This window comes from Pigmentiphaga humi (assembly GCF_900606115.1).
In the GTDB taxonomy this organism is placed as follows: domain Bacteria; phylum Pseudomonadota; class Gammaproteobacteria; order Burkholderiales; family Burkholderiaceae_B; genus Pigmentiphaga; species Pigmentiphaga humi.
This window is the reverse complement of record NZ_UWPJ01000039.1, coordinates 1-22,672: the sequence shown is the minus strand read 5'-3', so window position 1 is coordinate 22,672 and position 22,672 is coordinate 1. Positions and strand designations below refer to the sequence as shown.

Sequence of the window (22,672 nt, the reverse complement as noted above, 5' to 3'; positions counted from 1 at the left end):
TCCATTCTCTTTTCGGAGAGTTCTCTATGCGTACCGCTTCTCTCGCGCCCCGGGTCGCCGGCCTGGCCCTGCTGTCGGCATCTCTCGCGTTCACGGTCTCGCCGCGCGCACAAACCACCATCGCTCTGGGTATCGGTACCCAGAACACGACGACCAACACCGTGACCGGCGGCATCGTCCTGAAGGAACTGGGGCTGCTGGAAAAACACTTGCCCAAGACCGGCAAGTACGCGGGCGTCAAATACAACATCAGCTGGCAGAACGCCACGTCCGGTCCGCCCATCACCAACGGCATGATGGCCGACAACATCCAGATCGGCATGATGGGCGACTATCCGCTGCTGGTGAACGGCGCGACCGGCCAGGCCACCGGCAATGAAACGCAGCTGGTCGCGGTGATCGCCTACAACGCCGTCGGCGGCGGCAACGGCATCGTCGTGCCGAAAGATTCGCCGTACTACGAACTGGGCGACCTGAAGGGCAAGACCGTGTCCGTGCCGTTCGGCTCGGCCGCCCACGGCATGATGCTGCAGGCCCTGCAAAGCAGGGGGCTGCCCGCCACATTCTGGAATCTGGTCTCGCAATCGCCCGAGGTCGGCAGCACCAACCTGCAGGAAAAGCGCATCGACGCGCATGGCGACTTCGTGCCCTTCGCCGAGCTGCTGCCTTTCCGCGGCATCGCCCGCAAGATCTACGACGGCGCGGAAACCGGGCAGCCCACCTTCCACGGCGTGGTGGTCCGCAAGGACTTCGGCGAAAAGTACCCGGAGATCGTCGTGGCCTACATCAAGGCCATGATGGAGGCCAATGAATGGCTGCGCAAGAACCCCAAGGAGGCGGCCGAGAAGATCGCATCATGGACCCGCATCGACAAGGAAGTGGCCTACATATTCCTGGGCCCGGGCGGCATCCATACGCTGGATCCGACGATCAAGCCCCGCTGGGTGGAAGCGCTCAAGGCCGACTACGGCGTCCTCAAGAAGCTCAACATGATCAAGGACCTGGATATCGCGGCCTGGGTCAATGACAGCTACGTGCGCAGCGCCTACCAGGAGTCGGGTCTCGACTACGGCGCGCAGCTCGCCTCCTTCTCCAACTACGTGGTCCGGGGCAAGGACCCGGTATGCGGCACGGCGGTCTCCAGGCCGGAGGAATCCGGGCAGATATGGGTGCGCGGCGGCGACATCCTGCCCTTCAGCTCCGCCGCCTGCACGCTGGCCGGCGTGAAGCAGCTCACCGCCGAGGGCAAGCAGCTCGACGCCGTCTATCTCGTCGACCGCACGCTCGGCATCAAGGTCTTCGCCGACGCGGCCTTCTATACCCTGGGCGGCGATCCGAAGAAGCCGCGCATCACCCCCTACCTGCTCAAGCGCGACGCCGAAGCCGATGCCGGCAAGAACGGCGGCAAGCTCGCCGGCTACGCCGAGGCGCTGGCCGCTGCAGGCAGCGCGGAGCGCTGAGCATGGACCGCCTCTCCACATCCCTGTTGCAGGAGCGGCCCGCGATGGAGCGCCTGGCCGTGCCGGCCGAGCGCGACCGAGCGCGCCAGCCCGGGGCATGGGCCGGCGCCGCCCGGGCCCTCGTACGCGAGCACGGCGTGGCCGCAGCCCTGGCCGTGGCATCGATCGGCAGCCTGTTCCTGTTGTGGTATCTCGGCACCCGCTACCAGGTCGAGTTCTACATCCGCTTCAAGAACGTGCCGACGCCGTACGCGGTGCTCCAGGAGGCCGCGACCATCGGGCTGTCGGGCAACTTCTCGACCCACATTCTCACCAGCCTCAGGCGGATACTCGCCGGCTTCGGCATCGCCGTCGCGCTGGGTGTCGGGCTGGGGTTGATGGTCGGACGCTACCGCCGCGTCAGCGAACTGGTCATGCCGGCGGTGGAGGTCCTGCGGCCGATACCGGCCATCGCGTGGGTCCCCATGTCCATCATGCTGTGGCCCACCAGTGAAACCTCCATCGTGTTCATCACCTTTCTCGGCGCGTTCTTTCCCATCCTGCTCGATACGGTGCACGGCGTGCGCTCCCTGGACGGCGTGCTGCTGCGCGCCGGCCGCTGCCTGGGAGCGGGCGAACTGCAGCTGTTCCGGCACGTGATCCTGCCCGGCGTGCTGCCGCACATTTTCACGGGCCTGGCGATAGGCATGGGCGTGGCCTGGGTATCGCTGATCGCGGCCGAGATGATCTCCGGCCAGTTCGGCATCGGCTACTACACCTGGGAAGCCTACTCCCTCGTGAACTACCCCGCCATCGTGCTGGGCATGATCACCATCGGCGTGCTGGGCCTGGGCTGCAGCGGCGCCATACGCCTGGCGGGCCGCATGGCCACGCCGTGGCTGGCCTACGCAAGCGGAGCGAAGAAATGAACGATCCCAGGAAAGGCCTGGTCGAGTGCCGCGACATCGAGGTGGTGTTCGGGTCCGGGGAAGCGCGCACCGAAGCGCTGAAGGACGTTTCCATCACGGTCAACCCGAACGAGTTCGTCTCGCTCATCGGCCCGTCCGGCTGCGGCAAATCGACGCTGCTGAGCATCGTGGCCGGATTCGCCCGGCCCACGCGCGGCACGGCCACGCTCGACGGCGCAGAAATCAGGAAACCCGGCGCCGAGCGCGGCGTCGTCTTCCAGCAGTATTCGCTGTTCCCCTGGCTGACGGTGCGCAAGAACGTCGAATTCGGCCTGAGGATGGCGGGCGTCCCCACCAGCAAGCGCATCGCCTCCGCGCGCACGCTGCTGGGGCTGGCCGGCCTGCTCGCTTTCGAGAATCACTACCCCGACCAGTTGTCGGGCGGGATGAAGCAGCGCATCGGCATCGTCCGCGCGCTCGCCACCAGTCCGCAGGTCCTGCTCATGGATGAACCCTTCGGCGCCCTGGACACGCAGACCCGCGCGGTCATGCAGGAGATCCTCACCAATATGTGGCAGCAGTTCCGCATTTCGGTCCTGTTCATCACGCACGATATCGAGGAATCGGTCTTCCTTTCCGACCGCATCTACGTGATGACCTCCCGGCCCGGCCGGATCAAGGCCGAGATCGACGTCCCCCTGCCGCGTCCGCGCAACGCGGCCATGACCGGCACCAAGGCGTTCACCGACCTCGTCCATCGCTTGAAAGCCCTCATCCGCGAGGAATCGCTGGCGGCCATGGGCGCCGAGCTGGGGCCTGGCGGCATGGCCGGGTTCGGCATGGAAGTCGGTCCCGACGGCGTCAGCCGCATGCTGTGACGGCAACCGGGCACGCCCGGCTCTTTCTTGTTTTCGACACGGCGGATATCCGTTCGCCGCTCACCCCCTGGAGTAAAGAAATGGCGAAACAACCCAACATTCTTTTCTTCCACGTCGACAACCTCGGCATGGGAGAACTCGGATGCTACGGCGGCGGCAAGCTGCGCGGCGCCGATACCAAGCGTATCGACGACTTCTGCAAACAAGGCCTCAAGCTGACGCACTACGTGGTGGAACCCCAATGCACGCCGACCCGGTCGGCGCTGATGACGGGCCGCTACCCCATCCGATCGGGCAACCACACCATCGCGCTGGGCGGCAACAGCGGCGGCCTGGTCGCGTGGGAGACCACCGTCGCCGAGATCCTCGAAAAAGCGGGCTACAAATCGTCGTGCCTGGGCAAGTGGCACATCGGCGCCGAAGACGGGCGCTTTCCCACCGACCACGGCTTCGACGAATGGTACGGGCCACTGCGCACCTATGACGAATGCATGTGGCTGGAGGACCCCCACTACGTCGCCGAACGCGACGGCTATTCCTACATGCACGAAGGCAGGAAGGGCCAGGGCACCCGGGCGCTGCCGGAGGAGCAGCTGACGATGGAGACCAAGAAGACCTGCGACCTGGAATACCAGAAGCGCGGCATCGATTTCATGCGCCGCTGCGCGGCCGAAGACAGTCCGTTCTTCCTCTACTTCAACCATTCGCTGATGCATTTCCCGATGCTGCCGCGCGATGAATTCGTCGGCAAGAGCACCAATGGCGATTGGGGCGATTGCCTGCTGATGCTGGACCACGACTTCGGCGTGCTGCTCGACGAACTGGATCGCCTGGGCATCGCCGACGACACCATCGTGGTCCTGTGCGGCGACAACGGCGCCGAAGACCACCTGGCCGGCCGCGGCACGGGCGGATTCTTCGACGGCTCGTATTTCAGCTCGGCCGAAGGCGGCATCCGCACGCCGCTGCTGGCGCGCTGGCCCGGCCGCATCCCCGCCGGCGCGGAAAGCAACGAGATGGTGCACGTCACCGATATGTTCACCACCCTGCTCGGCTTCGCCGGCTGCGAAACGCCCAAGGACCGCATCATCGACGGCCTCGACCAGCGCGAGTTCTTCCTCGGCCGCCAGGACACGTCCAATCGGGAAGCATGCATGGTCTGGCTCAAGGACGAGTTGCACGCGGTCAAGTGGAAAGACTTCAAGATCAATTTCAAACGCCAGCAGCATTTCCACGATCCCGAACTGCCACTGGGCTTCGCGCGCATCACGCATCTGCAGGAAGACCCGAAAGAGCGCGAGGCCGTCAACCAGCGCTACGTGCGCTGGTGGGTGATGCAGCATGCCCACCGCGTAGTCCGCGAATTCGAGGAAAGCGTCAAGCGCGAAGAGCTCATCCCGCCCGGCTCGCCGCTCGACTTCGTGCCGCGCGTGTCCAAGGCGGCGTGACGCCATGGCCCCTCTCGACGCCGGGGCGCGCGCCTCCTCGGCCGGCTGCTGCTGCGGGGGCCGCGGGCCCCGCCCCGCGGCCCCCGCCGGCAGCGCGCCCGACCCCGCCCATCCGTCCCGCCTGGTCCGCGTGCCCGGCGGCACCTTCACCATGGGTTCCGATGCGCACTACCGCGAAGAGCGGCCTGCGCGCCGCGTCTCGGTCCTGGGCTTCCGGATCGACCGCTATCCGGTCACCAATGCCGAGTTCCGCGCCTTCGTCGCCGCCACCGGCTATGTGACCACGGCCGAACGGCAGCCCGATCCGCGGCTCTACCCGGACGCCGATCCGGCGCTGCTGGCGCCCGGCGCGCTGGTTTTCGTCAACCCCGGCAAACCGGTCGGATTGCGCGACTTTCGCAACTGGTGGGCCTATGTGCTGGGCGCGTGCTGGCGCCACCCGCTGGGGCCGGACAGCGATCTGGACGGCCTGGACGAGCATCCCGTGGTGCAGGTGTCGTACGAAGACGCCCGCGCGTACGCGGCATGGGCCGGCAAGGCCCTGCCCACCGAGCCCGAATGGGAGTTCGCCGCGTGCGGCGGGCTGGACGGCGCCGTGTATCCCTGGGGCGACGAATTCATGCCCGGCGGACAGACCATGGCCAACACCTGGCAGGGACAGTTTCCCTGGCAGAACACGCTGGAAGACGGCTACGAGCGGACCTCGCCGGTGAAGAGCTATCCGCCCAACGGCTATGGCTTGTACGACGTGGCCGGCAACGTCTGGGAATGGACCGCCACCCCCTTCGGCGCGCCGCCTGGCGCCGATGCCCCGAAATCATGCTGCATCCCGCAACGCGACGATCCCTCGGTCCGGCACGTGGTCAAGGGCGGCTCCCACCTGTGCGCGCCGAATTATTGCCTGCGCTACCGCCCCGCCGCGCGCCAGGGCCAGACCCTCGACACGGCCACCAGCCACATCGGGTTCCGCTGCGTGGTGCGCGATTGAGCAAGGATTCCTCCATGAACATCCCCGCCACGGACTCCGCGCCGCTCGCGGCCGCGCCCACGGTGCGCGAAGTGCTCCGCTCCCCCGGCCTGCTGACCCGCGAATGCCTGGCCGGCGCCGTCACCTCGCTGGCCCTGATCCCGGAAGTGATCTCCTTTTCCGTCATCTCCGGCATCGATCCCATGTCAGCGCTTTTCGCCTCGGCCGTGCTCGGCCTGGTCATGTCCGTGCTCGGCGGCAGACCGGCGATGGTCACCGCGGCCGCCGGCTCGGTCGCACTGGTAGTCGGGCCCATGGTGCGCGCCCATGGCGTCGGCTACATCCTGCCGGCCGTCCTGCTGGCCGGACTCATCCAGATCGCCTTCGGCGCGGGCGGCCTCTCCCGGCTCATGCGCTTCGTGCCCCGCTCGGTCATGATGGGTTTCGTCAATGCCCTGGGCATCCTCATCTTCCTGGCGCAGATCCCTCACGTCGTGGACAAACCAGGCGTCGTCTACTTCCTGTTCGCGGCGACCGTCGCAATCGTGCTGCTCGTTCCGCGCATGACGACCCTCATCCCCGCCCCGCTCATCGCCATCGCCGCGGCGACCGCTGTCGTCGCCGCCGGCGGCCTGGACGTCCCCACCGTGGGAGGCGGCGCCACGTCCGGGGGCCTGCCGGGGCTGACGCCCTGGCTCGTGCCCCTGGACGCCGACACCCTGCGCATCGTCTGGCCCACCGCGCTCAGCATCGCCTTCGTCGGATTGCTCGAATCGCTGCTGACCGCCAAGCTGGTGGACGACTTGACCGACACCCGCTCGAGCAAGGCGCGCGAATCGTGGGCGCTCGGCGTGGCCAACCTGTGCTCGGCCTATTGCGGCGGCATCGCCGGCTGCGCCATGATCGGCCAGACCATGGTGAACGTACAGCTGGGACGTGCCCGCACCCGTGTCTCCACGCTCGCCGCCGCGGTCATCCTGCTCCTGCTGATGACCGCCCTGAGCCCGCTGATGGCGAAGATCCCGATGGTCGTCCTAGCCGCCACCATGATGATCGTGGCCCTGAAGACGATCAATTGGCACAGCCTGCGGCCGGCGGCGCTGCGGCGCATGCCGCTGTCGGAAACCACGGTCATGGCGACCACCGTGGCCGTCACCGTCGGCTCGGAGAACCTCGCGCTCGGCGTGGCCGTGGGCGTACTGTGCGCCATGCTGCTGTTCGCGCGCCGGGTGGCCCACGTCGTGCGCGCCGATCGCATCGTCAGCGAGGACGGGCGCAGCGCCCGCTATGAAATTCACGGCCCCCTGTTCTTCGGCAGCAGCAACGACCTGGTGAACCGCTTCGCCTACGCGGCGGATCCCGCTTCGGTGCTGGTGGATTTCTCGGCGTCGCAGATCTGGGACGCCTCCACCGTAGCCGCGCTCGACGCCGTCGAGGCCAGGTACCGGGACCATGGCAAGCACGTTTCCTTCGTCGGGCTCGATCCGCGCAGCCAGGCCTTTCATGAGAGGTTGACGGGCAGGTTGTAAAGGGAGTCAGGAATTGAACCATCTATGGATGCGTCGTGCCCTCACGTCTCGGCCACCTCCGCGAACAGCCATTCCCGGAAGGCCGCTAGTCTCGGCAGGCTCGCGCATTCAGGCCGGTAAACGACGTAATAGGCGACATCCAGAGAGAAACCGATGTCCGGGAAAAGCCGCACCAGGCGCCCGCTCGCCAGGTCGTCGCGCGCCATGACGCTGCGCGCAAGCGCGATGCCGTGCCCCTCGATCGCCGCCTGCAGGACCGCCGCGGAATTGTTGATCTGCATGCCGCGCCGGATCGTCGCCGCCTCGGCGACCCCGGCTTTCTCCAGCCAGGCCTCCCACGTCGGGAAACCGGCATGGCCGACCATCGACAAGTCATGGATCAGAGTTTCGCGAGCCAGGTCGCTTGGCTTGCGCGGGTGTCCGCGCCGGCGCGCCAGTGCAGGGGAACACACCGGAAAAACCTCTTCATCCATGAGCTTGTCGGCCTTCAGGCCTGGCCAGTTCCCCATGCCATAGCGCACGCCGATATCGATCCGCTGGGCCACGAAGTCCAGCGACTTGTGGTTGGTGTCCAGGCGCACATCGGTGTCCGGGCAAGCGGCCTGGAATCGGTCGATGCGCGGCAGCAGCCACTTGGCGGCAAAAGCCGGGCTGACCGTCACGGTGAGCACCCCGCTGGCCGATCCCTCCCGCAGCCGTTCCATTCCCAGCGTCAATCGGTCGAAGCCCGCCCGGATGTCCGGCAGCGCGCGCTCGGCCGCCTCGGTCGGAACCAGCCGCGCCTTCCCGCTGGCGCCCCGCACGAATAGCGGCGAGCCCAGCCAATCCTCCAACGCGCGCACGAGCTGGCCGACAGCCGCCGGCGTCACGTTCAGTTCCGCCGCTGCCGCGGAAAAGCTCCGGTGGCGGGCGCTGGACTCGAAGGCCCGCAGGGCGTTCAGATGGCTGGGCGACTTCATACCGATAAAGATTTTCTTTCGATTTGAAGAACTTTATCTCGTTTGCCCGGGCAAGGGAATCGATAAAAAATCTACACATTCTCAAGGGCCGATGCCCTCCAATCCGGTAGCGGCGGCCAGCACGGCCAATGCGGCAGTCGCGGCATGGACAGTTTTTCTTTTCGACAACGAATATCAATGCGTATCAACGCCGATTTCTCGCGCCGCGCCATGGTGACGCCTCGCCAGTACCAATGGGTCGCCTCGCCCCAAGGCGGCGTCGAGCGCGTAATGCTGGACCGCGTGGGCGCGGAGAAAGCCCGGGCCACCAGCATCGTGCGCTACGCGCCGGACTCCTCGTTCCCGCATCACCCGCATCCCGGTGGAGAGGAGATCCTGGTGCTGTCGGGCACTTTCTCTGAAGGAGACGCGCACTATCCGGCAGGCTGGTACTTGCGCAACCCGCCTGGTTCCAATCATCAGCCCTCCAGCAGCGAAGGCGCCCTCATCTTCGTCAAGCTCCGGCAGATGCAACCGGACGAGCGACGCAGCGTGCGCATCGACACACGTGATCCGGCGGCATGGTCCCGCCAGGATGGCCGCGAGGTCTGCCGACTGTTCTCGAACGCTTTCGAGCACGTCAGTCTGCAGCGCCTGCCTCCGCATGAGCCGCTGCTCGCCGAGCCGGAGGACGGCGCGGAGCTACTGGTTCTGGCCGGCGAAGTGATCACGGATGGCCAGCCCTGCGAGCGCGGGAGCTGGATACGCCTGCCGGCGGGCGAGCGCTCGCAGATCATCGCCGGCGCGCACGGCGCCACCGTGTACCTCAAGACCGGCCACCTGGCGGATCATCCAAGACTATGACGGACAACAACACAGCCTCCATGAGCAGCGCTTTGGACGAACTGCCTGCAAAGATCCAGAGCGGCAATATCTGGCGGCTTTCCGTTGCACAGGCGCTCGCGGGGGCGAACTCGGTGGTGGTCTACGCCACGGGCGCGATCGTCGGCAACATGCTGGCGCCGACGCCGATGCTCGCCACCCTTCCCATTTCGGTTTTCGTGGTGGGCATGGCGGCCTGCATCCTGCCCGTGGGGGCTGTCGCCCGACGCCATGGACGACGCACGGCCTTTCTGGTCGGGACCGGAGCCGGGGTCCTGACAGGACTGCTGGGCATGCTCGCGGTCATCATAGGGTCGTTCTGGCTGTTCTGCCTTGCGACCTTCCTGGGTGGCGGCTATGCCGCCGTGGTGCTGACCTTCCGCTTCGCGGCGGCCGATGGCGTGGCGCCGGACCGGCGCGCGCGTGCGTTATCGCTCGTCATGGGAGGCGGGGTCGCGGCAGGCGTCATCGGGCCGCAGCTCGTCACCTACACCATGGATTTGTGGCAGCCCTACATGTTCGCGGCCACCTTTCTTGCACAAGGCGTCGTCGCGGCGGCAGCGGCGCTCATCCTGCTGGGGGTTCGACTGCCGATGCCCACCGCGGCGGAAATCGCCGGAGGCAGGCCCCTCTCGACGATTGCGCGACAGCCGCGCTTCGTCGCCGCGGCCATCAGCGGCGCGGTTTCGTACATGCTGATGAACTTCCTGATGACGGCCGCGCCGCTGGCGATGCACATATGCGGCCACTCGCAGGAGTCGGCCAATACGGGGATTCAATGGCATGTCATCGCCATGTTCGGGCCGAGCTTCTTTACCGGAAACCTGATCAAACGCTTCGGCGCGGGGCGCGTGGCGACCGCGGGCTTGCTGCTGACCGGACTTTCCGCCGCCGTAGGGCTCGCGGGAATCGACATCGCGCACTTCTGGGCGACGCTGATCCTTCTGGGCGTGGGATGGAACTTCGGATTCCTGGGCGCCTCCGCACTCGTTCTCGAATGCCACCGGCCCGAGGAAAAGACGCGGGTCCAATCCCTCAACGACTTCATCGTCTTCGGATTGATGGCCGTGGGCTCATTCTCGTCCGGCGGATTGCTCAGCGTCTATGGCTGGAACACGGTGCTCTGGGTTTCTTTCATTCCTCTCGCGTTGGCGGTAACGTCGCTGGCGATAGCGCTACAAAGAAAGACCGTGGCCCCGGCCCGGTAAGGCCCGATAGCCGCGAACGCACTGCTCGCCCTCAGAAACGAATCCACTCGCTTGGCCCGCTATGTCAATACAAGTCGTCGCCGTCTTCGCGGCCGTGCTGCTGGCCTGGACGGTCTCCCGCCTGGTTGCCAAGCGCTTGCCCGACACCGCGTCCAAGGCGGCCAGTGGGATGCTTCTCGACGCCGTGTTCTGGGGGTTCGTGGCAGCGCGCCTCGGCTACATCGCGCAATGGTGGGAAGAGTATGCGCAGTCACCGATGTCCATGATTGCCGTCGGCGACCAAGGCTTCTCCTGGTGGATAGGTGCCCTCGCGGCGCTCGCGTTCATCTGGTGGCGCACCCGCTCGAGCCGGGCATTGCGTCGCCCTGTGCTGGTCGGTATTGCCGCCGGGCTCTTGAGCTGGTTTGCCGCAGGCGGCGTGCTCGATCTGCTGCAGCGCTCGGCGCCGCCATTGCCGGAATTGGTGTTGGCAACGCTCGACGAGCAGCCGGTCGTCTTGAATTCCTATGCCGGGCGGCCGGTCGTGCTCAATCTCTGGGCCTCATGGTGTCCGCCATGCCGTCGCGAGATGCCGGTGTTCGAGCAGGCGCAAGCGCAGCACCCCGATATCGCTTTCGTCATGGTGAATCAAGGCGAAAGCGCCCGGCAGGCACGCGCCTTTCTCGAAAGCCAAGGCTTAAAGCTCAAGGACGTGCTGCTCGACCCTTCATCCCTGACCATGAAGACGATGGCATCGCGAGGCCTTCCCACCACCTTGTTCTTCGATGAGCAAGGGCGCCTGGTGGATGCACACCTTGGAGAACTCACGATGGCCAGCCTCAAGGACACGATGTCGCGCCGTTTTGCTCGAACCCAACCGATCAGGACGGATAAGAAATAACCATGTCCGCGAAGCGCTCGCGCCGCAGTTTCCTTGGGTCAACCTCCCTCCCCGTCTTCATCCGATTCCGTCTGAGGATCGGCCTCCACCAGCATGGCGCCGACCAGGTCGAGTGAAAGGGATTGGACCGGCTGGTCATCCAGCATGTCTCGCAGCATTTCCAGCAGGGCATCTTCTACCCTGTCCCTGAGATGGTGCTGGAATGCGATGTCCACGGACCGCTCGCATCCAACGAAGTCCAGTATGTCGTGCCCCAAACGCCGCCATGCGCGATGGTGGCAGTCAGGAAGGTAAGTATTCTTCGGGCCGGCATGCCTGGAGCCGGCAAGCCTTTTCCAATCGTCGTAGCATCGAAGCAGCGTCGGGATCAGTTCGCTGGGCTTGACGCCGATTTTCGCAATTCTGTCGATGTCGCTATGCAGTACGCGAAGCTCCAAGCGTTGATGCGTCTTCCGCTTGCGCGCCTCGTATCGCCGCTTCCTGAGGGTTCCATCCAAAGGCGAAGCATCCTGTTTCTTGCTCATATGCACCTCCATTACGCGACCAGATTACCCCCCCCTTTTTGAGCGTTACCGGTAACGTATTTCGCGAGCGAGAGCAGAGTGCGGTCATGTTCGTACATCGGTTAGGAGGATTTCGCTCCACCCGGCTTGGCATACCGCAATGCATCCACCACCAGCGCGAATGCGGGCGAAGGCTGGCGCCGGCTCGGGTAATAGAGATGGTAGCCCGCGAACGGGGGGCACCAGTCTTCCAGCACGCGCACCAGGCGCCCTGCCTCGATATGCGCCATCACCTCGTCTTCGGGCAACAGCGTGACGCCCAGGCCAGCCAGCGCCGCGTCCACCTGGGGCTGAGCGGTGTTGAAGATCAATTGCCCGTCCACGCGCACATTCAGCTTGCGGCCCTTGCGTTCGAAATCCCACACATAGAGCCCTCCGGACGTCGCCATGCGCTGGTTGATGCAATTGTGAGCCATAAGATCGTGCGGTTGTTTGGGCGCCGGATGATCCGCTAGATACGCCGGCGAGGCCACTACCGCCATACGCAACGGCGGCCCTATGGGAATCGCGATCATGTCCTTGTCGATCGTGCTGCCCAGGCGCACGCCTGCATCGAAGCGATCGGCCACGATGTCGCGCAGCCCATAGTTCACATCGAATTCCAGCTTGACGTCCGGGTACTCGCGCAGCAGCGGCGCGAGCTTGAGCAACAGAATCGTCTGCAGCACGTTGTCGCCGCAGGTGATGCGCACCGTGCCCGAAGGTTTATCGCGCAATTCGGTCAAGGCATCCAGCTCTGACTCGATCTCGTCGAACCGGTGGCCAATGGCGTTCAACAGACGCTCTCCGGCCGCCGTTGGCGACACGCTGCGCGTGGTGCGGGTCAGCAGCCGGATCCGGAGCCGGGCCTCCAGGCCGTTGATCGCCTGGCTCAATGCCGATTGCGTCACCCCCAGATGCGCGGCGGCGCGCGTGAAGCTGCCTTCGCGCGCGATGGTGATGAAGTACAGAAGGTCGTTGAGATTACGTCTGGCCATGGCCGAGTCTCTCGCGCGTGTTTCTGAAAGTCATGATTAGCATAGCTTATAAGGTCTTTAAGAATTCATTAGCTAGTCAGCGCGTCTCGAAAAAGGGAGGATACGAGGCATGAAAAAGCCTATCTCTGGCTCCCGGTGGCGACTCGTCGCACTCGCGCTGACCGCGTTCTTCTGGAAAAACCTGGCTGCGCCGGCGTAAAGCCACCGGCCACCGGCGCACGAAACGCGCCTCGCGTGTTCGCATCCCGACCGCGCATGTTCCAGAGGACAGCACGGCGGTTCCTATTGATCGACAAAAGAAAAACACTCCATGACCACCACCGTCGTCGACGCCCCCAAGGGCAACGACCCTCTCCACGAGCCTCAAGAAGAGCCGACTTCCTGGAGCGGCGTGTTTGCCTTGGCCGTCTGCGCCTTCGCGTTGATCGCCTCCGAGTTCCTGCCCGTCAGCCTGTTGACGCCCATGGCGAGGGACCTGCATGCCACCGAAGGCATGACCGGCCAGGGTATCGCCATATCCGGCGCCTTCGCCGTGCTCACGAGCCTGTTCATCTCGGCGCTGGCCGGCAGCCTCAACCGCAAGACGCTGCTGCTGGGCCTGACCTTGGCGATGGGCATATCCGGCGCCATCGTCGCGCTGGCGCCGAACTATGTGACCTATATGCTGGGCCGCGCGCTGATCGGCGTCGTCGTCGGCGGCTTCTGGTCCATGTCGGCGGCCACGGCGATCCGGCTGGTGCCCACGCGCGACGTGCCGCGTGCCGCGTGCCCTCGCCATCGTCAACGGCGGCAATGCGCTCGCCACCGTGGTAGCCGCGCCGATGGGGGCCTACCTGGGCGCTGTCATCGGCTGGCGCGGCGCGTTCCTGTGCCTGGTGCCGGTGTCGCTGATCGCGCTGGCCTGGCAGTGGAAGACGCTGCCCTCGATGCCCGCCGGCGCGCGCGCGCCCGGCATCGGCAACGTGTTCAAGGTGTTTACCCTCTTCAAGCATCCGGGCGTCGCCGTGGGCATGCTGGCCAGCAGCCTGCTGTTCATGGGGCAGTTCGGGCTGTTCACCTATGTGCGCCCCTTCCTGGAAACCGTCACGAACGTGCATGGGACGACGATTTCGCTGTTCCTGCTCGCACTGGGCGCTGCCGGCTTCATCGGCACGGTGCTCATCGGCCGCGTACTGCAACACGGCTTCTACCAGACGCTGGTCATCATCCCGGTGCTGATGGCCGCGACGGCCCTGGCCCTGATCGCCTTCGGCGGCTCGGTCGCCATCGTCCTCGCGCTGCTCGCGCTGTGGGGCCTGACCGGCACCTCGGCGCCCGTGGGCTGGTGGGCCTGGATCGCCAAGGTGTTCCCGAAGGATGCCGAAGCCGGCGGCGGCCTGTTCGTCGCCGTGGTCCAGCTGTCCATCGCGCTGGGTTCGACCGTTGGCGGCCTGCTGTTCGACCACAGCGGCTACCGCAGCACCTTCGTCGCGAGCGCACTGCTGCTGGCGATTTGCGCTGTGCTCACGGCCGTGACCGCCCGCCGCAGCAACCACGAAGGAGTTGCACAACAATGAACTACACGCACCTTGGCCGCACCGGCCTCAAGGTCAGCCGCATCGCGCTGGGCGCCATGAACTTCGGCGAACTGACCGACGAAGCAAACAGCTTCAAGATCATGGATACAGCGCTGGATGCCGGAATCAACTTCTTCGACACCGCCGACGTTTATGGCGGCCCGCAATCGCCCGACATGGCCAAGGGCTTCGGCACGTCCGAGGAACTCATCGGCAACTGGCTGGCCCAAGAAAAATCCCGCCGCGACAGGATCGTGCTCGCCACCAAGGTCTATCAACCGATGGGAACCGGCCCCAACGACAAGTACCTGTCGGCCTACCACATACGCCGCGCCTGCGAGGCCAGCCTCAGGCGCCTGAAGACCGACCACATCGACCTGTACCAGATGCACCACATCGACCGGGCAACGCCTTGGGAGGAAATCTGGCAGGCCTTCGAACAGTTGATCCGCGAAGGCAAGATTACCTACGTCGGCTCCAGCAACTTCGCCGGCTGGGACATTGCCACGGCCCAATGCACAGCGGCTTCGCGCAAGCTATTGGGGTTGGCATCCGAACAGAGCCTCTACAACCTCACGCAGCGCACCATCGAACTGGAAGTGATTCCTGCGCTGCGCCACTTCGGCATCGGCCTGATCCCTTGGAGTCCGGTCGGCATGGGGCTGTTGGGCAGTGCGCTGGGTGAGATCACCGAAGGGCGCCGCGCAACGCCGGGCCTGCAGCAGCGTATTCAGCAACTCCGTCCCCAACTGGAGGCCTACGAGGCGCTGTGCCGCGAACTGGGCGAAGCGCCTGCCATCGTGGCGCTAGCCTGGCTGCTGCACAACCCGGCCGTGACCTCCGTGATCAGCGGACCGCGCACTGCCGAGCAGTTGCAACAGAACCTCGATGCGCTGTCGGTCAGGCTCTCGGACGAGACGTTGGCAAAGCTGGACAGAATCTGGCCCGGTCCGGGCGGCGAAGCGCCCCAAGCCTACGCCTGGTGAACGCTCAGAGTATCGAATCAGCGAGCAAGAAACGCGGGACCGGATGCAGGGGGTCTATGATAAGTACGGCAATCCCGACGGCGAAACGCCATGCGCGATACGACAGGCCGCGCAGCACCTGGCAGCCTGATCGGAGGACATGCCCATGAACCGACGAAACCTTCTCACCGCAGGCGCAGGATTGGGCGCGATACTGGTCGCGGGGCCGCTCCCGTCCGCCATGTCCGCCCTGGCGCGAACACCGCCGAATCCTCGAAAGGAGTTCCCCATGTCCAACGCGCAACCAGGCGCAGGCCGCAAGGCCCGCGTATTCGTTACCGGCTCGGCCGACGGGCTGGGCCATGCTGCAGCCAAGACGCTGCTTTCCCAGGGCCACGACGTCGTCGTGCATGTCCGCTCCCAGGCCCGGCTATCCGCCGTGAAAGAGCTCGTGGACCAGGGCGCCACCGCCACGATCGGCGACCTCTCGGACCTCGCGCAAATCCGCGACCTCGGCCGCCAGGTCAACGCGCTCGGGCGGATGGACGCCGTCATTCACAACGCGGGGGTCATCTCCGGCGCGTCGCTGCTGGTGGTCAACGTCGTCGCGCCCTACCTGCTCACGGTCCTGATCCAGCGCCCCGAGCGCCTGATCTACCTGAGCAGCAGCATGCACAAGGGCGGTCATGCCGACCTGAACGACATGGACTGGTCCGGAGGCACGTCCACCGGCAGCTACTCGGACAGCAAACTGTTCGTCGCCGCGCTGGCCGCTGCCGTGGCGCGGTTGTGGCCCGACGTGTACAGCAACGCCGTCGATCCGGGCTGGGTGCCCACCAAGATGGGCGGCTCGAGCGCGCCGGACGACCTTCGGCTGGGCCACCTGACTCAGGAATGGCTCGCCGCCAGCGACGACCGCGAAGCGCTGACCAGCGGCGGGTACTGGCACCACCAGCGACGCCAGGAGCCTCACCCCGCCGTCAACGACATCCGGTTCCAGGACCAGTTGCTGGCAGAACTCGCGCGCGCCACTGGCGTGAATCTCTCCGCCTAGCCGCGGTATCGCAGCGCCTCGATGACCAGCGCCAGCGCGGATGCGACCTGGCGCCCTGTCCCCCGGCGTTGCTCGTTTCCACCGCATTCGCACAGGAGAAATCACCCATGATCACCCTTACCCCCATCGGCTCGCAGCCTTCGGCTCGAGGTCCGGCCGAATACTTCACCGGCGTCGTCCGCATCGATTCGCCGTTCCAGGCCAGCGCGCCCGCGCGCGTGGGCGGCGCCACGGTCACGTTCGAGCCGGGCGCCCGCACCGCCTGGCATGCCCACCCGCTGGGCCAGACACTGTGCGTGACCGCGGGCTCGGGCCTCGTGCAGGAATGGGACGGCCCCGTTCGCAGGATCAATCCCGGCGACGTGGTCTGGATTCCGCCGGGCGTCAAGCACTGGCACGGCGCGGCGCCCGCCACCGCCATGACCCACATCGCCATCGCCGAGACGCTGGATGGCAAGGCCGTAGACTGGATGGAGAAAGTTAGCGACGAGCAATACAAGACCCCCGTCGAACCGTAAGCATCGCGACCATGGAAGCCGCAAGAAGGCTCATCTGTCCGGTGGGCGCTTCGCGCGCAACAATCCGATCTTCACCCTCCGAGGAATTTCATCATGACCATCAAAGCCTATGGCGCCCACGCGGGCGACCAGCCCCTCCAGCCGCTGGACATCACCCGCCGCGCGCCGGGCGCGCACGACGTGCAGATCGAGATCGTCTACTGCGGCATATGCCATTCCGACATCCACCAGGTCCGCGCCGAATGGGCGGGCACGCTTTTCCCCTGCGTGCCGGGCCATGAGATCGTGGGCCGTGTCGCTGCCGTCGGCGCGCACGTGTCGAACCACAAGGCGGGGGATCTCGTCGGCGTAGGCTGCATCGTCGACAGCTGTCAGCACTGCGCGGACTGCGATGACGGGCTGGAAAACTATTGCGACCACATGGTCGGCACCTACAACGGCCCCACCCAGGACGCGCCCGGCCACACCCTGGGCGGGTACTCGCAGCAGATCGTCGTGCATGAGCGCTACGTGCTGCGCATCCGCCATGCCGAAGCGCAGCTCGCCGCCGTGGCGCCGCTGCTGTGCGCGGGCATCACCACGTATTCACCGCTGCGCCACTGGAAGATCGGGCCTGGCCACAAGGTGGGCGTGGTGGGCATCGGCGGCCTGGGCCACATGGGCATCAAGCTCGCGCACGCGATGGGTGCGCACGTGGTGGCGTTCACCACGTCGGAATCCAAGCGCAAGGCCGCCTTGGCTTTGGGCGCGAACGAGGTCGTGGTTTCGCGCAACGCGGACGAGATGGCGGTTCACGCCAAGAGCTTCGATTTCATCCTGAACACCGTCGCCGTGGCGCATGATCTGGATCCTTTTTTCGCGCTGCTCAAGCGCGACGGCACGATGACACTCGTCGGCGCCCCCGCCACGCCGCACTCTTCGCCCGACGTATTCGGCCTGATCATGAAGCGCCGCAGCCTGGCCGGCTCGATGATCGGCGGCATCCCGGAAACTCAGGAGATGCTGGACTTCTGCGCCGAGCACGGCATCGTCGCCGACATCGAGATGATCCGCGCCGACCAGATCAACGATGCCTACGAGCGCATGCTCAAGGGCGACGTGAAGTACCGCTTCGTCATGGACATCGCCACCATGAATGCATAGCGATGGCGGCCTGGCTGGCTAGTGCACCACAGAGCGTTGAGGAGTTTGTGGCCTGGATGTTCACTATCGGCCAATACCGGCCGTTCTTCGGGTGTCTCTTGGCGCCGGTGGTTGACCACAGAGCCTTGGCTACCGGGTCATAGTCCGCTTGCCATTGGAGCGTACGTTCAACCGCGCACGGCTGGGGACTGCTGTCGCAGCCGCGGCTATCCACCCTTTGGCCGACGATCAGGACGCCGTTGCGAGCGGCGGCAACTGGAAAGTCACGACTCCTGGGCGACCCTGTACGAACAGCGACGTGGTCGCCGGCGGTTTTGTCGCAATGACTTTGCCCGCCCGCATCACCAGCAGTCGCGTGGCGCGCAGGCGTATGGCTTCCACCGGGTCGCGCGCCTGCAGCAGTACCAGATCGGCCCGCTTGCCGGGCGCGATGCCTAGATCGACCAGGCCCAGGATGCGCGCCGGTGTGTCCGTGACTGCGGTGAAACACGCGCGCATGGCCGTTTGTCCCGTCATCTGCGCCACATGCAAGCCCATGTGGGCCACTTCCAGCATGTCGGCGCTGCCCAGGCTGTACCATGGATCCATGACGCAATCGTGGCCGAAGGCCACCGGCACTCCGGCTTCGAGCAATTCAGGCACGCGCGTCATGCCGCGGCGCTTAGGATAGGTGTCGTGGCGGCCCTGCAGCGTAATGTTGATGAGCGGGTTGGCAATGGCCGCAACGCCTGCCTCATGTATTAGAGGTAGCAGCTTCGAGACATAGTAGTTATCCATCGAATGCATGGACGTCAGGTGCGACCCTGCCACACGACCCTGCAGGCCCAGGCGCTGTGTATGGAAAGCCAGCGTTTCGATATGACGCGATAGCGGATCGTCGCTTTCGTCGCAATGCATGTCCACGCGCAACCCCCGCTGCGCCGCGAGTTCGCACAGTATCCGCACCGATTCCGCGCCATCCTGCATGGTGCGTTCGAAATGCGGGATGCCACCCACCACGTCGACGCCCATATCCAGCGCTCGCTTCAAGTTTGCCAGAGCGTCCGGAGTCCGCAGCACGCCGTCCTGCGGAAATGCCACCAGTTGTAGGTCAAGGTAGGGCCGCACCCGTTCGCGTACGTGCAATAACGCCTCCACCGCTAGCAAGCGTGGATCGCAAACGTCGACGTGGCTGCGTATGGCCAGCAGGCCCTTGGCCACGGCCCAGTCGCAGTAGGTCAACGCCCTTTCCACCAGTGCCTCCTGGCTAAGCAGGGGTTTTAGTTCACCCCACAAGGAGATGCCTTCCAGCAGCGTGCCGGAGCCGTTCACGCGCGGCAGGCCGTACGACAGCGTCGAGTCCATATGGAAGTGCGCATCGACGAACGGTGGGCTGACCAACTGGCCGGCGGCGTCCACCACGCGCGCGGCTTGAGCCTGCAATTGCGGCTGCACCGCCGCGATGCGGCCATCCGCGATACCGATATCGATACCGGTACGGCCGTCCGGCAGGCTGCAGTCTTTCAGAATGGCGTCAAGCATTCGGGGCACTCCTCGGAAGCGCGGGCGCTGGCCGCCACAGCTTATACCGGGATCTGCGCCCTGGAGACATGACTCCTCGTTCGGTGCCAGGATCGAACGGAGTGGCTGCAGCTTTCACCACACTAGTCCTCCCGCATCAGAGGCTGGCGAAGGGACAAAAAAATGGACTAAAGCGAGTGGCTGTCAGTGGAAGCCGAATCCTCCGGAAGTGGCCGGACATTGGCGCCAGTGTCGATATCCCGATCTAGCAAAGTGAGGAATGCCTGAGGAAGCGTGTGCGAGTGCTCAATAATTGTTCGATTGGCCATTTTCCAAGAAGCTCATTTTTGATGCCATTTCTCTAGAGCCTGAGCCGGCGACAGGATTTCGAATCCCCAGTCAGCCGGTGGAAGCTCCAGCAAATCCTTGTCGCCGCTGATCAGCCATTCCGCCTTGCCTTGTAGGGCCGTATGGAGAAACACATCGTCATCAGGATCGCGGCTGTACGCTAGTCTGGGCGGCGCAGGCAAATCGATCCACTGAGCCGCGGCAGCGAAGTCATGCAACAGCAGGCGCCGACGCTCCATGTCCAGATAGCGGTCAAATTTTGGACGCCAGAGCCTGGTTTCAAGTTCCTCGAAGGTTTCTCGTGAAAACACTAACGTCGCGTGTTGCAGAAGACAATCCACGATCTGCGCCGGGGCAGATCGTGGCGATAGCGCTGCACTGATCAGGACGTTGGTGTCGACGACAGCGCGCTCAATCCTCATCGGCCAGGAGCTGTTCCAGCTTCTCGTCGGTCAAGCCCTTGCTGGCGGCTTCTTCGGCACTTTGCTTCAAGCTGCGTCGCAGCCGATCTGCATAGAACTCACGCATTGCGTGGTAGTCCTCCGCCGACACCATAACGCCGACAACCCGGTTGCGCCGCGTGACCTGAATCGGCTCGCGTTGCACCCGGTCGATCAGTTCACCGAATCGAGTTTTTGCCTCATTGGCAGTAAAGGTTTGCATCTCGGACTCCTCGTGCAAGTCTACGAGCCATCTTACCTAAATCGTTCGATTCGTTCAATAGGCTCGAATGGCTTGATTCGTCCCTTGCCTTCGAGCGCGGGCCCCGCAACGTGCTACTGGCCTGGCCAGATTGCTGCTTCCGGTCGGAGACCGTGGTGCATCCGCGCACGCGCAACACCTTGGCGTTCGTCCCGGCTCAGTTCAACGAGTTCGAGATCAGCCCCAAGGAGCGTGAGCTGATCGACATCTGCAAAGAGGAGAAGGCGCAGGGCCGCAAGGTGCTGGCCTACACAGTCTATACCGGCACGCGCGATACCACGTCGCGCCTGAAGGTGCTGCTGGAGCAGGAAGGTTTTCGGGTGGCAGTGCTGCGCGCAAGCGTGGATGCCAGCCGTCGCGAAGACTGGATCGCCGAGCAGTTGGACCGGGGCATCGACGTGCTCATCACCAATCCCGAGCTTGTCAAGACGGGGTTGGACTTGCTGGACTTTCCCACGATTGTGTTCATGCAATCCGGATACAACGTTTATTCGCTCCAGCAGGCGGCACGCCGCTCCTGGCGCATCGGGCAGAAGCAACCCGTGCGCGTGATCTACCTTGGCTACGCCGGCTCCTCGCAGATGACCTGCCTCGAACTGATGGCCAAGAAGATCGTGGTCTCGCAGTCCACCTCGGGCGACGTGCCCGAATCAGGGTTGGACGTCCTGAACCAGGATGGTGATTCGGTCGAGGTCGCACTGGCCCGGCAACTGGTCGCCGCCTGATCCCCACGCCAACGCTGGCCTAACGCCGCCGGCTTTCCGCTGTTCCCACCTTGCAGCCACGTCCACGGTCTCCGTGGGCGTGGCTGCGCTTTTTCGATCCCAAGGAGATTTCCATGAACACCAATACCCAAGCAACGACCAAAGTCGTCAGTGCTCGCCTCACGCTGGACGTGACTTACCTGCTCAACGGCGAGGCCGAATCGGAAATGCTGGCACGGCTGCGCAGCATGGCCGTCGTCGCCAACCATCGCATACACCCGGGCCGACACCTGCTGCGTGTGCGTGTAGTCGCGGCTCGCCAACTGCTCCAGATTCAGGCCGAAGTAGCCCGCCATCACGCCCGGCGCCGTGAGGTCGGCCAGGAGAACGTCGTCCAGCACGCCCACAGCGCGGACCATCCGGGCGTGGACCTCCTTCAGGGCGATGGAGCGTTTCGTGTCTTCAAGCCACTGGTGCTTGTGAACACCGACTCCATCAGCGCCGTGGGCAGGTCGCGCCCAGGTAGAGCACGCCGTAGGCCCCCGCCGGGTCATCGTAGCGATTCGTGCTGCTGCGACCATAGTACAGCGGGCTGCCCCGATAGACGACGCGGCTCACATGCTGGAGCAGTTCACCGGCATCGATCAGGAACGAAGGCGCGTCTCGCTCCCGCGCTGATCTGGGAGTCTGGCGAGCGACCAGCACCTTTCGCGGGCACGGTAGAGATCGACGCGACGCCCGCGGAAAACGACGCCAGCATGTCGGCTCCCGCGCCTACCGTCTCGGTGAACCCAGCGCAGGGAGGTCAAGAGCCTCCGATTTGGGAGGGCGACAGCACCACCATCGTTTCACCGCCCGCAGCCCAGCCCGTGCCCGACGTCATGGAGGATTTGCTCGCGATGGTGGGCTTGGGTGAGTCGGCCGGCGTTGGCCAGGATGCCGAGGAGTTCCTCCACACCCCCGCGCCAGCAACAGCCGCGACGTCCATTCCATCGCCTGCACCTGCACCTGCACCTGCACCCGCGCCTACGCCTGGGCCATCGGCAACGAAGCCATCCGGGAAACAGTTCATCGTTTGGCTGAAGCAGGGAATCGCCTCACGACGGCTCATCATCAACGACGCGAAGGCACTCGTGCATACGGTGAATGACACGGCCTACCTGGTCAGCCCGGGTGTGTTCCAACGCTATGCGCAGGAGCATCCCGAAGTGGCCGCACTCGCCAAGCAGGAGAATCAACAGGATTGGCAGTGGGTGCAGAAGCGCTTCGAGAAGCTGCAGCTACATCGAAAGCAGCCCAATGGCCTGAACATTTGGACCTGTGAAGTCACGGGCCCGAGGAAGTCCCGCCGACTGCATGGCTACCTCCTCGAAGATGGGTCCTTGGCACTCGCCGAAATACCGCCCAACAATCCCTATCTTGCTCTGACTCAGGAAGGATGACGCGATTCGGGCATTGATCGCCACTGAATCGAACCGGTTTTTGAGGAGGCTCCAATTCTTGAGAAAATGGAGCCATGAGCAAGAACAACAAGTTTTCCCCTGAAGTACGTGAACGTGCGGTAC

Annotated in this window: 19 protein-coding genes and 4 pseudogenes; 16 read left to right on the top strand and 7 right to left on the bottom strand. The window is 64.9% G+C overall.

Annotated features, from left to right (window positions below):
• Positions 1-26 precede the first annotated feature (26 nt).
• From PIGHUM_RS21775 to PIGHUM_RS21750, 6 genes are all read left to right on the top strand, one after another.
• Entirely contained in the window at positions 27-1,460 is a 1,434-nt protein-coding gene (locus PIGHUM_RS21775) for an ABC transporter substrate-binding protein (protein WP_124081819.1), read from the top strand.
• A 2-nt stretch (positions 1,461-1,462) separates the two neighbouring features.
• Positions 1,463-2,368, top strand: a complete 906-nt coding sequence (locus PIGHUM_RS21770) for an ABC transporter permease (RefSeq protein ID WP_124081818.1) — start codon at positions 1,463-1,465, stop codon at positions 2,366-2,368.
• Positions 2,365-3,225 (top strand): ABC transporter ATP-binding protein, encoded by an 861-nt coding sequence (locus PIGHUM_RS21765; protein WP_124081817.1) that lies wholly within the window; start codon positions 2,365-2,367, stop codon positions 3,223-3,225. The genes PIGHUM_RS21770 and PIGHUM_RS21765 overlap by 4 nt, the downstream gene beginning before the upstream one ends.
• 80 nt (positions 3,226-3,305) lie before the next feature.
• A complete protein-coding gene (locus tag PIGHUM_RS21760) occupies positions 3,306-4,673 on the top strand; it encodes an arylsulfatase (RefSeq protein ID WP_124081816.1) in 1,368 nt (455 codons plus the stop codon).
• A gap of 4 nt (positions 4,674-4,677) precedes the next feature.
• A complete protein-coding gene (locus tag PIGHUM_RS21755) occupies positions 4,678-5,661 on the top strand; it encodes a formylglycine-generating enzyme family protein (RefSeq protein ID WP_124081815.1) in 984 nt (327 codons plus the stop codon).
• A 14-nt stretch (positions 5,662-5,675) separates the two neighbouring features.
• Complete coding sequence (locus PIGHUM_RS21750) at positions 5,676-7,169, top strand: SulP family inorganic anion transporter (protein ID WP_124081814.1); 1,494 nt, start codon at positions 5,676-5,678, stop codon at positions 7,167-7,169.
• A 41-nt stretch (positions 7,170-7,210) separates the two neighbouring features.
• On the opposite strand, the gene gcvA is transcribed toward PIGHUM_RS21750, so the two are convergent.
• The gene (gene gcvA, locus PIGHUM_RS21745; protein ID WP_124081813.1) at positions 7,211-8,128 is read right to left on the bottom strand and encodes a transcriptional regulator GcvA; all 918 of its coding nucleotides are present in this window, start codon (positions 8,126-8,128) and stop codon (positions 7,211-7,213) included.
• Between the two features lie 177 nt (positions 8,129-8,305).
• Between gcvA and PIGHUM_RS21740 the strand changes: the two genes are divergently transcribed.
• From PIGHUM_RS21740 to PIGHUM_RS21730, 3 genes are all read left to right on the top strand, one after another.
• Positions 8,306-8,971, top strand: a complete 666-nt coding sequence (locus tag PIGHUM_RS21740; protein WP_124081812.1) for a cupin domain-containing protein — start codon at positions 8,306-8,308, stop codon at positions 8,969-8,971.
• A complete protein-coding gene (locus PIGHUM_RS21735; RefSeq protein ID WP_124081811.1) occupies positions 8,968-10,197 on the top strand; it encodes an MFS transporter in 1,230 nt (409 codons plus the stop codon). Before PIGHUM_RS21740 ends, PIGHUM_RS21735 begins: the two co-directional genes overlap by 4 nt.
• Positions 10,198-10,258: 61 nt before the next feature.
• Complete coding sequence (locus PIGHUM_RS21730; RefSeq protein WP_124081810.1) at positions 10,259-11,077, top strand: TlpA disulfide reductase family protein; 819 nt, start codon at positions 10,259-10,261, stop codon at positions 11,075-11,077.
• Positions 11,078-11,115: 38 nt separating this feature from the next.
• On the opposite strand, the gene PIGHUM_RS21725 is transcribed toward PIGHUM_RS21730, so the two are convergent.
• Positions 11,116-11,601, bottom strand: a complete 486-nt coding sequence (locus PIGHUM_RS21725; RefSeq protein WP_124081809.1) for a hypothetical protein — start codon at positions 11,599-11,601, stop codon at positions 11,116-11,118.
• Between the two features lie 101 nt (positions 11,602-11,702).
• Complete coding sequence (locus PIGHUM_RS21720; protein WP_124081808.1) at positions 11,703-12,617, bottom strand: LysR family transcriptional regulator; 915 nt, start codon at positions 12,615-12,617, stop codon at positions 11,703-11,705.
• Between the two features lie 310 nt (positions 12,618-12,927).
• Between PIGHUM_RS21720 and PIGHUM_RS24385 the strand changes: the two are divergent.
• The 5 genes and pseudogenes from PIGHUM_RS24385 (at position 12,928) to PIGHUM_RS21695 (ending at position 17,853) form a co-directional block, all read left to right on the top strand.
• Positions 12,928-14,173 (top strand): annotated as a pseudogene (locus PIGHUM_RS24385) (MFS transporter).
• Positions 14,170-15,159 (top strand): aldo/keto reductase, encoded by a 990-nt coding sequence (locus PIGHUM_RS21710; RefSeq protein WP_124081807.1) that lies wholly within the window; start codon positions 14,170-14,172, stop codon positions 15,157-15,159. The pseudogene PIGHUM_RS24385 and the gene PIGHUM_RS21710 overlap by 4 nt, the downstream one beginning before the upstream one ends.
• Positions 15,160-15,427: 268 nt before the next feature.
• Positions 15,428-16,192, top strand: a complete 765-nt coding sequence (locus PIGHUM_RS21705; protein WP_246013426.1) for an SDR family NAD(P)-dependent oxidoreductase — start codon at positions 15,428-15,430, stop codon at positions 16,190-16,192.
• Positions 16,193-16,299: 107 nt separating this feature from the next.
• Entirely contained in the window at positions 16,300-16,710 is a 411-nt protein-coding gene (locus PIGHUM_RS21700) for a (R)-mandelonitrile lyase (protein ID WP_124081805.1), read from the top strand.
• Between the two features lie 93 nt (positions 16,711-16,803).
• Positions 16,804-17,853, top strand: a complete 1,050-nt coding sequence (locus PIGHUM_RS21695; RefSeq protein WP_124081804.1) for an NAD(P)-dependent alcohol dehydrogenase — start codon at positions 16,804-16,806, stop codon at positions 17,851-17,853.
• 228 nt (positions 17,854-18,081) lie between these two features.
• Here the strand turns inward: PIGHUM_RS21695 and PIGHUM_RS21690 are convergent, their stop codons facing one another.
• The 3 genes from PIGHUM_RS21690 to PIGHUM_RS21680 form a co-directional block, all read right to left on the bottom strand.
• Positions 18,082-19,374 (bottom strand): amidohydrolase family protein, encoded by a 1,293-nt coding sequence (locus PIGHUM_RS21690; protein ID WP_124081803.1) that lies wholly within the window; start codon positions 19,372-19,374, stop codon positions 18,082-18,084.
• Between the two features lie 320 nt (positions 19,375-19,694).
• Positions 19,695-20,123, bottom strand: coding sequence for a putative toxin-antitoxin system toxin component, PIN family (locus PIGHUM_RS21685; RefSeq protein ID WP_124081802.1), 429 nt, complete (start codon positions 20,121-20,123; stop codon positions 19,695-19,697).
• Positions 20,113-20,364 (bottom strand): type II toxin-antitoxin system Phd/YefM family antitoxin, encoded by a 252-nt coding sequence (locus PIGHUM_RS21680; RefSeq protein WP_124081801.1) that lies wholly within the window; start codon positions 20,362-20,364, stop codon positions 20,113-20,115. The genes PIGHUM_RS21685 and PIGHUM_RS21680 overlap by 11 nt, the downstream gene beginning before the upstream one ends.
• 107 nt (positions 20,365-20,471) lie before the next feature.
• Between PIGHUM_RS21680 and PIGHUM_RS21675 the strand changes: the two are divergent.
• Positions 20,472-21,128, top strand: a pseudogene (locus tag PIGHUM_RS21675) (C-terminal helicase domain-containing protein); the annotation flags it as partial.
• Positions 21,129-21,352: 224 nt separating this feature from the next.
• On the opposite strand, the pseudogene PIGHUM_RS21670 reads toward PIGHUM_RS21675, so the two are convergent.
• A pseudogene (locus PIGHUM_RS21670) lies at positions 21,353-21,809 on the bottom strand (RES family NAD+ phosphorylase); the annotation flags it as partial.
• Here PIGHUM_RS21670 and PIGHUM_RS21665 point away from each other — a divergent pair.
• Positions 21,752-22,549, top strand: a pseudogene (locus PIGHUM_RS21665) (conjugal transfer nickase/helicase domain-containing protein); the annotation flags it as partial. The pseudogenes PIGHUM_RS21670 and PIGHUM_RS21665 sit on opposite strands and share 58 nt — an antisense overlap.
• Positions 22,550-22,672: the final 123 nt, after the last annotated feature.